Consider the following 11,388-nt stretch of genomic DNA (forward strand, 5'->3'; position numbering starts at 1 on the left):
GAGCGGCGAGAAAGGAGCTGGCCGGGTATGGCTGTGTTGACGGTGCGGCGCTATGGCGACCCCATCCTCAGGCAGAAGGCCACGCCCGTGGCCGCCGTGACGCCGGACATCACGGCGATCATGGACGACATGGTCGAGACCATGTTCCAGCAGGTGGGCATCGGGCTGGCAGCGCCGCAGGTCGGAATCCTTCTCCGCCTCATCGCCATGGACGACGGCACGGGAGGCGCGCGGCTCCTCGTGAACCCGGTCATCGTCGACAGGCGCGGCTCCCTGCGCGCGGAGGAGGGCTGTCTCTCCCTGCCGGGCATCTTCGCCGAGGTGGAGCGGAGCGAACGGGTGCGGGTGGAGGCGCTGGGCGGGGACGGCGCGCCGATCTCGTTCGAGGCGAGCGGCCTCCACGCGCGCGTGATCCAGCATGAGGTCGACCACCTGGACGGCGTCCTGTTCATCGACCACCTGCCCCCGGTCGCCCGCGATCGCATCAAGAAGCGCATCCAGAAGGAGGGGCTGCCCGAGGCGGCCCCCCACCACGCCTTCGCGCTCTAGAAGGGACGCGGGACGACATCGCAGGTCGCTCAAGAAGGTCCAGATGCGAGGCGGCGCCCGACGGCCGCACGCGAGGCGTACTCTCTGTACGTTGAGCGTGCGGCCGAGGGCGCCAACGAAGCAGATGGGCCTTTTTCAGCGGCCGGCTAGGGGCCGCGGGTGCGGGTTCTCTTTTTCGGGACGCCCGACTTCGCCCTGCCCACGCTCGAGGCGCTGCTGGCGGCCCACGAGGTGGTCGGCGTCGTCACTCAGCCGGACAGGCCCGCGGGGCGGGGACAGCGCCTCCAGCCCTCTCCAGTCAAGCGGCGCGCCGTGGCGGCAGGCCTCTCCGTGCTGCAGCCGGCGCGTCTGCGCGATCCCGGCTGGCCCGAGCGCCTCGCCACCCTCCACGCCGAGGTCGCCGTCGTCGTGGCTTTCGGTCAGATCCTCCCCGGAGCCGTGCTCGACGTGCCCGGGCGCGGCTCCATCAACGTGCACGCCTCGCTCCTGCCGCGCTACCGGGGCGCCGCGCCCATCGCCTGGGCCATCATCCGCGGCGAGGTGGAGACGGGAATCACCACCTTCCGGATGGACCCGGGAATGGACACGGGCGATCTCCTCCTCCAGGAGCGCGTGCCCATCCCCAGCGAGGAGACCGCCGGCGAGCTGGCGGTGCGACTCGCGCGCCTGGGCGCGGCGGTGCTCCTCCGGACCCTCGAGCGGCTGGACCCGCTCGCCCCAATCCCCCAGGATCACGCGGCCGCCACCTTCGCGCCCCGGCTCCGGAAGGCGGACGGCTGGCTGCGGCTCGGCGAGCCGGCGCCCGGCCTCGTCAATCGGGTCCGCGGCTGCAACCCCTGGCCCGGCGCGGCGATGATGACGCCCGGGGGCCGCCTCCTGATCTGGCGCGCCACGGCAGGGCCGGCCACCGTCGCGGCCGCACCCGGCACGCTGGTCGCCGCCGGCGACGGGGCCATCGGCGTGACCACGGGCGACGGGCTCCTGCTGCCTACCGAGGTGCAGCCGGAGAACCGCAAGGCCATGCGGTGGGAGGACTTCCTCCACGGCGCCCGGCTCACCCCCGGCGCCCGCCTCACCGAGATCTCGTGACTCCCGTTCTGCGGGCGGGACCCGTGTCGCAGGGGCGCTTCGAGGCCCTCGGGATTCTGGTACGCGTGGAGGAGGACCGGGCCTTTGCCGACATCGCGCTCGAGCATGCCCTCGAGAAGGCGAGGCTCGAGACGAGGGAGGCCGCGCTCTGCACCGAGATCGTCTACGGCACGCTGCGCTGGCAGCGGCAGCTGGACTGGCGCCTGGCACCCTACCTGCGCCGCCCCTTGGCCAGGCTCGACCCGTGGGTACGGATGCTGCTGCGCCTCACGGCCTATCAGCTCCTCTTCCTCGACCGCATCCCTCGCTGGGCAGCCGTCGACGAGGCGGTGAGCCTCGCCAGGCTCAAGTCGCGCACTCCCGGGCCGGCCGAGTTCGTCAACGCCGTGCTCCGCTCTCTCACCCGGGCGCCGGCGCCGCCCCCGCTGCCGGAATCGCCTGCGGCCTCTGCCGGCGTGCGCTGGTCCTTCCCCGACTGGCTCGCCGCCCGCTGGATCGCCCGCTATGGCCGGCAGGAGGCGGAGGCCTTGATGGCGGCGCTGGATGAGCGCCCGCCTCTCACCGTGCGCGCGAACACGCTGCGCTGCTCCCGCGACGTCCTGGCCGCGCGGCTGCGCGACGAGGAGCTGGTCGAGACCCGCCCTACGGCACTGGCCCCCGAGGGACTCGCCGTCGAGCGGGGGAGCCCAGGGCGGTGGAGAGCCTTCGCCGACGGCTGGTGCACTGTCCAGGACGAGGCCTCGATGCTCATCGCCCGACTCGTCGCCCCCCGCCCGGGGGACGTCGTGGCCGACACCTGCGCGGCCCCCGGGACCAAGGCCACCCACCTGGCCCAGCTCATGGACAATCGCGGCGTGATCATCGCGATGGATCCCCAGGCGGCCCGGCTGCGGCTCGTGGCGAAGTCGGCGACCCGGCTCGGCCTCACGATCGTCGAGTGTCACACCGGCCCCGTGGAGACGCTCGCGAAGGGGTGGAGGGGGCGCTGCGACCGCGTGCTCGTGGACGCGCCGTGCTCCAATCTGGGCGTCCTCCGCCGCAATCCAGAGGTGAAGTGGCGGCGCACGGAGGACGACCTGCGGCGGCTCCAGCAGAAGCAGCGCGCCATCCTGGCCGCGGCGGCCTCGCTCGCCAAGCCTGGAGGGCGGCTCGTCTACGCCACGTGCTCGCTCGAGCCCGAGGAGAACGAGGACGTCGTCCGGCCCTTTCTCGAGGGCCATCCGGACTGGCACATCGACCCCCCCGCTGAGTTTCCCGTGGCAGCCGACGCTCTGGGTATCGTGCGGCTCCTCCCGCATGTCCACGGCACCGACGGGTTCAGCGCGATCCGCCTGCGGCGACTCGCCTCCGCGTAGCCCCGGCCACCGGGTCGGGCAGTTTGCAGCGGCACAACCGGTCGAGTATGGTGAGGGCGTGATCAAGATCGCGCCCAGCATCCTCTCGGCCGACTTCGCCGCGCTGGGCGACGCCGTCGCGCGCGTGGAGGCGGCGGGGGCCGATCTGATCCACGTGGACGTGATGGACGGCCATTTCGTCCCGAATCTCACAATCGGTCCGCCCGTCATCGAGTCCATCCGCAAGCGGGCGCGGCTGCCGCTGGACGTCCACCTCATGATCGAGGAGCCTGAGCGCTGGGTGGAGACGTACGTACGCGCCGGCGCTGATCTCCTGACGGTGCATGTCGAGGCATGCCCCCACCTGCAGCGCTGCCTCTCCCAGATCAGGGAGGCGGGGGCCATGGCCGGGGTAGCGCTCAACCCCGGAACTTCCCCCGGAATCCTCGACTATCTCCTCGATGACCTGGATCTTGTCCTGGTCATGTCGGTGAATCCTGGGTTCGGGGGGCAGGCCTTCATTCCCTCTTCCTGCGCAAAGGTGAGGCAAGTAAGGGCTTTGACCGGCCGGCGGGCCGTGGAACTGTCCGTGGATGGGGGGATCAGGCAGGAGCATGCTGCCCCCCTGGCAGCGGCCGGGGCCAGCGTGCTCGTGGCTGGCTCGGCCATCTTCGGCACGGCCGACCCCGGGCAGGCGGTGAGAGAGCTGAGAAGTGCTGCGGAAGTAGTGAAATTGGCTTGACTTTTCCTTTCCTCGCAGTTATCGTTTGAGTTTCCAGGACCAAATTTTCTGGAACAGCAATGTTCGAGAGCCTCACCACTCGTCTGACCGGAATCTTCGACCGGCTCCGCGGATACGGCCGGCTGACGGAGGAGAATATCCAGGAGGCCCTCCGCGAGGTGCGGGTGGCGCTTCTCGAGGCCGACGTCAACTTCAAGGTCGCCAAGGCCTTCGTCGAGCGAGTCAGGGACAAGGCCCTGGGGCAAGACGTGCTCAAGTCGCTCACCCCGGGGCAGCAGGTGGTCAAGGTGGTGCGCGACGAGCTGGTGGAACTCCTGGGCGGCTCGGGCCATCGTCTCGCAGCGGCCCCTCACCCGCCCACCGTCATCATGCTCGTGGGCTTGCAGGGATCGGGCAAGACGACGACCGCGGCCAAGCTGGCCCGCCATTTCCAGAAGCAGGGACAGCACCCGGTCCTGGCCTCGGCCGATGTCTATCGGCCCGCCGCCATAGACCAGCTCAAGACGCTGGGGGCCCAGCTGGGAATCCCCGCGCTCGGGGAGACGACGCAGAGGCCCGTGGCCATCTGCCGGCAGGCCCGCGACGAGGCGGCGCAGCAGGGGCTGTCGCCCCTGATCCTCGACACGGCGGGGCGGCTGCACATCGACGAGGAGATGCTGGAGGAGCTGCGGCAGATCAAGCGAGAGGTCGCCCCGCACCACATCCTGCTCGTGGTGGACGCCATGACGGGGCAGGATGCCGTCACCGTGGCCGACCGCTTCAACCAGGCCGTGGGAGTGGACGCCATCGTGCTCACGAAGATGGACGGCGACGCGCGCGGGGGGGCGGCCCTGTCGGTGCGCGAGGTGACGGGGCGCCCCATCGCGTTCGTGGGCGTGGGCGAGAAGACGGACGCCCTGGAGCCATTTCACCCTGACCGGCTGGCGCAGCGGATCCTCGGCATGGGCGACGTCCTCTCGCTCGTGGAGCGGGCCCAGGCCGCGGTGGACCAGACCCAGGCCGAGGCCCTGGCGCGGAAGATCCGCGAGGAGAGCTTCACCCTGGAGGACTTCGCCCAGCAGCTCCGGCAGCTCCGCTCCATGGGGCCGCTCGAGCAGATCCTGGACATGGTGCCGTTCTTCAAGGGCTCCAAGGGCATGCCCAGGGAGCTCCAGGGGGAGGAGCACGAGCTCCGGAGGTTCGAGGCGATCATCGCCTCCATGACGCCGGCGGAGCGGACCGTGCCGGCGATCATCAACGGCAGCCGCCGCGCCCGCATCGCCAGGGGCAGCGGCACGTCGGTGTCGGACGTGAACCGGCTGCTCAAGCAGCACGCGCAGCTCAAGAAGATGATGAAGGGGCTCAAGCATATGGAGGGGCGGATGGGCAAGCTCAAGAGCGCGCTCCCGTTCCTCCCGCAATGACCACACCGAGAACGAGGTGATCCAGTGGCAGTCCACATCCGACTGAGACGGACGGGCACGACGAAGAAGCCGGCGTACCGCGTGGTGGTGGCCGACTCCCGGGCAGCCCGGGACGGACGGTTCATCGAGGTCATCGGGCACTACAACCCGCTGACCCATCCGCCAACCATCAAGATCGAGGCCGAGAAGGCCTCGGCGTGGCTCAAGAAGGGCGCACAGCCGTCGAACACCGTGAAGAGCCTCCTCGCCCGGGTGGGCGTCAGGAACGAGTAGCGGTCCGTGCGAGCCGAGCGAGGCAGCGCGCGCATGCGGCGGGAGCGGGGTCATGAGGGAGCTCGTGGAGGTCATTGCTCGGGCCCTGGTCGATGATCCTTCGAAGGTGCAGGTGAACGAGGTGCAGAGCGAGACGTTGACCGTGATCGAGCTGCGGGTGGGACCCGGCGAGCTGGGCAAGGTCATCGGGAAACAGGGTCGGATAGCCCGCGCCATCCGCACGATCCTCAACGCCAACGCCACAAAGCTCAGACGGCGGGCGGTGCTCGAGATCCTTGAGTGACGAGTCCGGCGAGCCGCAGCCGCAGGCGAGGCGAGCGGAGATGGAAGTCCCCCGAGCGGAGCGAGGCGGCGAGCCGCAGCCCCTGGTAGCGATCGGCGAACTGCTGCGGCCTCACGGGCTCAGGGGCGAGGTGAGGGTCCGGCCGCTGACGGACCGCCCGCGGGAGCGCTTCGAGAGGCTGTGCGCCTGCGTCCTGTGGGAGCCTGCCACCGATGGACGCCAGCGATGCCGGATCGTCTCGCGCCGCTTCGACGCGGACGGCGTGCTGATCCGGCTGGAGGGAGTGGAGTCGCCGGAGGCGGCCCGCCCGCTCTGCGGCCGGCTCCTGGCAGTGCCGAGGGCCGAAGCGCTCCCGCCGGGGCCGGGGCGGTTCTACCCCTGGCAGCTCGAGGGCGCTGTCGTGGAGACGCGGGAAGGACGGCGGCTGGGCACCTTCCTCCGCGTGGAAGGCTCGCCGGCGCAGCCCCTGTGGGTGATCGGCGACGGTGAGCGGGAGTGGTTGCTCCCGGCGGTGGCGGACTTCGTGGTCGAGGTGGACGTGGCGGCGGGCCGGGTCGTGGCGGATCCGCCGGAGGGGCTCCTGGAGCTGTGAGGATCGACATCGTCACGCTGTTCCCGGGACTGCTCGAGGGCGCGCTCGGGGAGTCGATCCTGGGCCGCGCGCGGGAGCGCGGGCTCGTGGAGATCCGCCTCCACAACCTGCGGGATCACGGTCAGGGCCGACACCAGGTGACGGACGATGCGCCCTTCGGCGGCGGCGGGGGCATGATCCTGAAGACCGAGCCCCTGGCGGCCTGCATCGCGGCGGTCCGGGGACCCGACTCTCGGGTGATTCTCCTGGACCCGGCGGGGCGGCGCTTCACCCAGGACAGAGCCGGGGAGCTGGCGCAGCGTCCGCACCTGGTGCTGGTGTGCGGACGCTACGAGGGAGTGGACGAGCGGGTGCGAGAGCACCTGGTGGACGAGGAGCTGTCCATCGGCGACTACGTCCTCTCGGGCGGCGAGCCGGCGGCCCTGGTGGTGACGGACGCGGTGGTGCGACTCCTTCCGGGCGTGCTCGGCCAGGAGGCCGCGCCCGAGCAGGACTCGTTCGCGCGCGGCCTGCTCGAGCACCCGCAGTACACACGACCCGAGCGCTTCGACCGGTGGGAGGTTCCGCCCGTGCTCCTCTCGGGAGATCACGGCCGGATCGAGCGGTGGCGCCGGGTCATGTCCGTATGGCGGACATGGCAGCGCCGGCGGGAGCTGCTGGAAACAGCGGATCTCTCGCCGGAAGAGCAGAAGTGGGTGGCTGGGTTCAGCCAGGGCCGAACGCCCTCAGACTATCTCAGGTAAGGAGCGAAGAGGCACATGGAAGCGATCCGACTCGTCGACGCGGCACAGCTCAAGAAGGACCGCGGGGGGTTCGCGCCCGGAGACACGGTGAAGGTGTCGGTGAAGGTCGTGGAGGGTGAGAAGGAGCGGCTGCAGGCCTTCGAGGGCGTCGTGATCCGGAAGCGGGGCGGCGGCGCCAGCGCCTCGTTCACGGTGCGGCGGATTTCGTACGGCGTGGGCGTGGAGCGCACCTTCCCGCTCCACTCGCCGCGGATCGACAGGATCCAGGTGATGAAGCGCGCGGTGGTGCGCCGCGCCAAGCTCTACTATCTCCGCCAGCTGGCGGGCAAGGCGGCCCGGCTCAAGGAGAAACGGTTCGTCCAGGTGCCGGCCTCCGGGGAGACGCAGTCCACCTGAGGGCTCGGCCACGGCTGCGCCCTATCGCTTCGAGCGGCTGGCCTGGCGTCGCGGCCTCACCCGGGTGGCTGGCGTGGACGAGGCGGGGCGGGGGCCGCTGGCGGGACCCGTGGTCGCCGCCGCGGTGATCCTGACTCCCGGGCGCCCCATCGAGGGGCTGGACGACTCGAAGCGCTTCGCCCCTGCCGACCGGGAGCGGCTCTTCGAGCTGATCCGCGAGCGGGCGGCGGCGGTGGGCGTGGGGGCGGCGGATGCGGCGACCATCGACCGGGTGAACATCCTGGAGGCCACGCGCCTGGCCATGGGGCAAGCCCTCGCGGGGCTTGGCGTGGAGCCGGAACTGGTACTGACCGATTACGTGAGACTGCGGGGCATCGGATGCCCGCAGCGCAACCTGGTGGGAGGAGATCGGCGGTCTGCCACGGTAGCGGCCGCCTCGATCATTGCCAAGGTGACGCGCGACCGGATCATGGAGGCGCTGGATCGAGAGTATCCGGCGTACGGCTTCGGCCGGCACAAGGGCTACCCGACAGCCGCCCACCGGCGGGCGATCCTGGAGAAGGGGCCCTGCCCCCTGCACCGCATGAGCTTCCGCGGAGTGGGGCGCCAGGGCGAGCTATTCGAGGAACCGGCGTGACGTGGGATCTCGTGTCGATGAAGGAGTGAGGCGTGCCTACTGACACTCGGAGAGCCACAGGGATCAGGGGGGAGGAGGAGGCCGCGCGCTTCCTGGCGCGCTGCGGCTACGCCATCCTGGACAAGAACGTCCGGACGAGGGCAGGCGAGATCGACCTCGTCGCCAAGCAGGGCAAGACCCTCGTCTTCGTCGAGGTCAAGACGCGCAAGGACCTCGCGGGCGATCCGCCCCAGGCGGGCGTCAACACGCGCAAGCAGAACCGGCTTGGGAAGCTCGCGCACGGCTACCTGAAACTCAAGCGGATGGGCGAGACACCCTGCCGCTTCGACGTCGTGGCGGTGATCGTCAACGACGACGGGGGCGTCAAGGCGATCCGCCACATCCCCAACGCCTTCTCCGTCGCGGCCTGGTAGTGCGAGCCGAGGCGGGCCGCCCGCCGAGGCGAGCGCATATGGCAGATCCCCCGAGCGGAGCGAGGCTGCGAGCCGAGGCGGGCCGCCCGCCGAGGCGAGCGAAGGGGGTGAGGGAGGAATACGCGCCATGACGAGCGAGCTTCGCTTCAGCGGCTGCATTCCGGCCAACCTGCTGCCCTTCCGGGCCGACCTCGAGATCGACGAGCCGGCGTACCGGAAGCATCTGCGCTGGCTCGCCGACACCCGCGGCGTCACCGCCATCGTGGCCAATGGGCATGCCGCCGAGGTCTCCTCCCTCTCCCGTGACGAGCGGAAGCGGGCGCTGACCCTGGCGCTGGACGAGGTCGCGGGTAAGGTTCCGGTCATCGCGGGCGTCTACGCCGATGGCACACACGAGGCCATCGAACTCGCGCTGGACGCGAGGGCCGCGGGGGTCGCGGGTCTCCTGGTCTTCCCGCCCACCATCTTCATGTGGGGAGCTCAGGTGAAACCCGACATGGTGCTGCGCCACTTCACGGCGCTCGCCGACCGGGTGGACCTCCCGCTGATCGTCTTCGAGTACCCGCCGGCGTCCGGCATCGGCTACAGCCCCGAGACGCTCGGCGCGCTCTGCAAGATTCCTTCCGTGGTCGGGGTCAAGGACTGGTCCAACGACATCGTGGCCTACGAGAGGAACCTCCGCGCGCTGCGCGCCGCCGGCCGGCCCGTGGCCATGCTCTCCTCCTTCACGATGTCGCTCATGGCGACCTTCCTGCTCGGCGCCGACGGCTGCATCTCGGGCATGGGCAGCGTGGCGGCCGATCTCCAGGCCGAGCTCTTCGCCGCCGTCCAGGCGGGGGACGTGGCCTCCGCCCGGCGCGTGAACGATCGCCTGGCCCCGCTGGTGGGGGTCTTCTACGCCCCGCCGTTCGTGGACATGCACAACCGCATGAAGGAGGCCCTGGCCATCCTGGGGCGTATCCCGGCCGCGTACGTGCGCCCGCCGCTGACGCCGATCGCCGACGAGGAGCGTCAGCGCATCCGCCTGGCGCTCCGCGAGGCCGGGATCCTGTGAGCCGTACACGGCCGTGACACCGGCGGAACGGGAGGACGCGATCCGGCGCTACGCCCGGGGGCCCGCGCTGTTGCGGGCGACGCTGGCGCCCGTGCCCGCGGAGGCCAGGACGTGGCGCCCCGCCCCCGGGGAGTGGTCGACCCACGAGGTGATCCTGCACTGCGCCGACAGCGAGATGACCTCCTGCGTGCGCCTCCGCTTCCTCCTCGCCGAGCCCGAGCCCGTGCTGGCGGGGTACGACCAGGACCGATGGGCCCGGACGCTCGACTATCAGGGTCTGCCCATGGAGCCCGCGCTGGCGACCGTCGAGGCCGTCCGCGCCAACACCGTGCCCCTGCTGCGGCGACTCCCGGAGGAGGCGTGGAAGCGGACCGGGCGCCACACCGAGTCGGGTCCCTACGGCGTGCTCGACTGGCTCCGGATCTACGCCGAGCACCTGGAGGGTCACAGCCGGCAGATCGAGCAGAACCTCGCGGCGTGGCGCTCCCGCCGCCGGTAGCGCCCTTGCGCGAGGCCTGAGGCTTGAGGTATAAGACTCCCACCTCGTCAGCCTCGAGAGGCGAGAGGGCACAACCCACGAGCAGAAGCCCGGAAGAAGACGCGTTGCTCGAGAAGGCCGCCCGCCTGCTGCCCGGGGGCGTGCTGGGCGGCTACTCCGTACCCCGTGAGCTGTCCTTCGTGGTGCGGGAGGCCCGGGGCCCGCGCCTCCGTGACGTCTCGGGTCGCGAGTACATCGACTACATCCTGGGCTCGGGGCCGCTGGTGCTGGGGCATGCGCACCCCGCCGTCGTGGCGGCCGTGGAAAGGCAGCTGGGCCGGGGCACCACGTACTTCCAGCTCAGCGAGCCCGCGCTGGAACTGGCCGAGGAGATCTGCCGCGCGGTGCCCTGCGCCGAGCAGATCCGCTTCACCTCCTCCGGGAGCGAGGCCACCTTCGTCGCCCTCCGCCTCGCCCGCGCCTTCACCCGGCGAGACAAGATCCTGAAGTTCGAGGGCGGCTTCCACGGTACCCACGACTACTCCCTGATGAGCGTGGAGCCCCGGAGCCCCAAGGCCTTCCCCGCCCCCACGCCCGACTCGGCCGGCATCCCCCACGCGATCCAGGAGCAGGTCCTGGTGGCGCCGTTCAACGACCTCGCCGAGACGGATGCCATCGTGGCCGCGCACCGCCAGGAACTCGCCGCGGTGATCGTGGAACCCTTCCAGCGGCTCATCGCCCCCCGCCGGGACTTCCTCCACGGCGTCCGGGAGATCACGCGGCGGCACGACATCCCGCTCGTCTTCGACGAGATCGTGACCGGCTTCCGCTTCGCCTACGGTGGCGCGCAGGAGTACTACGGCGTGGTGCCCGATCTCGTCGCGCTGGGCAAGATCATCGGCGGGGGGTTCCCGCTGGCCGCCGTGGCGGGGCGCCGGGACATCATGCGACACCTGTCCCCGGACCTGGCAGGCTCGCCTGACTTCGTCGCGCAGGCCGGCACGCTCAACGGCAACCCCGTGGCGGCCGCCGCGGGGCTCGCCACGCTGGCCGAGCTCCGCAAGCCCGGCACCTACGCGCGGCTCTTCGCCACGGGGGCCCGGATCAAGGGGGCCCTCGAGGAGGCGGCCCGCCGCGCGGGATTGCCCGCCCAGGTCGCCGGCGAGGCGCCGGTGTTCGAGATCTACTTCACGGACCGGCCCATCACCGACTACCGGTCCACGCTCGCGGCGGACCGGGAGCGTCACGCGGCCTTCACCCGTGCGCTGCTCGAGCGCGGCGTCGTCAAGGCCAGCCACAAGTTCTACGTCTCGCTGGCGCACGGGGAGGCCGAGGTGCAGCGAACGAGCGAGGTGTTCACCGCGGCGCTGGCGGCGGTCGCCTGCCAGCGCGGCGCATGAGG

The 11,388-nt window shown here is 71.1% G+C and carries 15 protein-coding genes; all 15 read left to right on the forward strand.

Annotation, left to right across the window (positions count from 1 at the left end; genetic code table 11):
* The first annotated feature begins 27 nt into the window (after positions 1–27).
* The 15 genes from def (at position 28) to HYV93_14880 (ending at position 11,386) form a co-directional block, all read left to right on the forward strand.
* On the forward strand, positions 28–549 hold the full coding sequence (gene def, locus HYV93_14810; GenBank protein ID MBI2527241.1) for a peptide deformylase: 522 nt from the start codon (positions 28–30) through the stop codon (positions 547–549).
* Between the two features lie 159 nt (positions 550–708).
* On the forward strand, positions 709–1,638 hold the full coding sequence (locus tag HYV93_14815; GenBank protein MBI2527242.1) for a methionyl-tRNA formyltransferase: 930 nt from the start codon (positions 709–711) through the stop codon (positions 1,636–1,638).
* The gene (rsmB, locus tag HYV93_14820; GenBank protein ID MBI2527243.1) at positions 1,635–2,993 is read left to right on the forward strand and encodes a 16S rRNA (cytosine(967)-C(5))-methyltransferase RsmB; all 1,359 of its coding nucleotides are present in this window, start codon (positions 1,635–1,637) and stop codon (positions 2,991–2,993) included. Before HYV93_14815 ends, rsmB begins: the two co-directional genes overlap by 4 nt.
* A gap of 58 nt (positions 2,994–3,051) precedes the next feature.
* The gene (locus HYV93_14825; protein MBI2527244.1) at positions 3,052–3,714 is read left to right on the forward strand and encodes a ribulose-phosphate 3-epimerase; all 663 of its coding nucleotides are present in this window, start codon (positions 3,052–3,054) and stop codon (positions 3,712–3,714) included.
* A gap of 59 nt (positions 3,715–3,773) precedes the next feature.
* Entirely contained in the window at positions 3,774–5,117 is a 1,344-nt protein-coding gene (ffh, locus tag HYV93_14830) for a signal recognition particle protein (protein ID MBI2527245.1), read from the forward strand.
* Between the two features lie 24 nt (positions 5,118–5,141).
* Positions 5,142–5,390: a 30S ribosomal protein S16 gene (gene rpsP / locus HYV93_14835; protein ID MBI2527246.1), complete on the forward strand. Its 249-nt coding sequence runs from the start codon at positions 5,142–5,144 to the stop codon at positions 5,388–5,390.
* Between the two features lie 52 nt (positions 5,391–5,442).
* Positions 5,443–5,673, forward strand: coding sequence for a KH domain-containing protein (locus tag HYV93_14840; GenBank protein ID MBI2527247.1), 231 nt, complete (start codon positions 5,443–5,445; stop codon positions 5,671–5,673).
* Positions 5,674–5,713: 40 nt separating this feature from the next.
* On the forward strand, positions 5,714–6,265 hold the full coding sequence (rimM, locus tag HYV93_14845; protein ID MBI2527248.1) for a 16S rRNA processing protein RimM: 552 nt from the start codon (positions 5,714–5,716) through the stop codon (positions 6,263–6,265).
* Entirely contained in the window at positions 6,262–7,008 is a 747-nt protein-coding gene (gene trmD, locus HYV93_14850) for a tRNA (guanosine(37)-N1)-methyltransferase TrmD (protein MBI2527249.1), read from the forward strand. The genes rimM and trmD overlap by 4 nt, the downstream gene beginning before the upstream one ends.
* 15 nt (positions 7,009–7,023) lie before the next feature.
* Positions 7,024–7,404 (forward strand): 50S ribosomal protein L19, encoded by a 381-nt coding sequence (rplS, locus tag HYV93_14855; protein MBI2527250.1) that lies wholly within the window; start codon positions 7,024–7,026, stop codon positions 7,402–7,404.
* A complete protein-coding gene (locus tag HYV93_14860; protein ID MBI2527251.1) occupies positions 7,316–8,041 on the forward strand; it encodes a ribonuclease HII in 726 nt (241 codons plus the stop codon). The genes rplS and HYV93_14860 overlap by 89 nt, the downstream gene beginning before the upstream one ends.
* A 32-nt stretch (positions 8,042–8,073) precedes the next feature.
* Positions 8,074–8,454, forward strand: coding sequence for a YraN family protein (locus HYV93_14865; protein MBI2527252.1), 381 nt, complete (start codon positions 8,074–8,076; stop codon positions 8,452–8,454).
* Between the two features lie 127 nt (positions 8,455–8,581).
* On the forward strand, positions 8,582–9,508 hold the full coding sequence (locus tag HYV93_14870) for a dihydrodipicolinate synthase family protein (GenBank protein ID MBI2527253.1): 927 nt from the start codon (positions 8,582–8,584) through the stop codon (positions 9,506–9,508).
* A 13-nt stretch (positions 9,509–9,521) separates the two neighbouring features.
* Positions 9,522–10,007 (forward strand): DinB family protein, encoded by a 486-nt coding sequence (locus HYV93_14875; GenBank protein ID MBI2527254.1) that lies wholly within the window; start codon positions 9,522–9,524, stop codon positions 10,005–10,007.
* 23 nt (positions 10,008–10,030) lie between these two features.
* Entirely contained in the window at positions 10,031–11,386 is a 1,356-nt protein-coding gene (locus HYV93_14880) for a glutamate-1-semialdehyde 2,1-aminomutase (GenBank protein ID MBI2527255.1), read from the forward strand.
* Positions 11,387–11,388: the final 2 nt, after the last annotated feature.

The organism is Candidatus Rokuibacteriota bacterium (genome assembly GCA_016188005.1).
Lineage (GTDB): Bacteria > Methylomirabilota > Methylomirabilia > Rokubacteriales > CSP1-6 > UBA12499.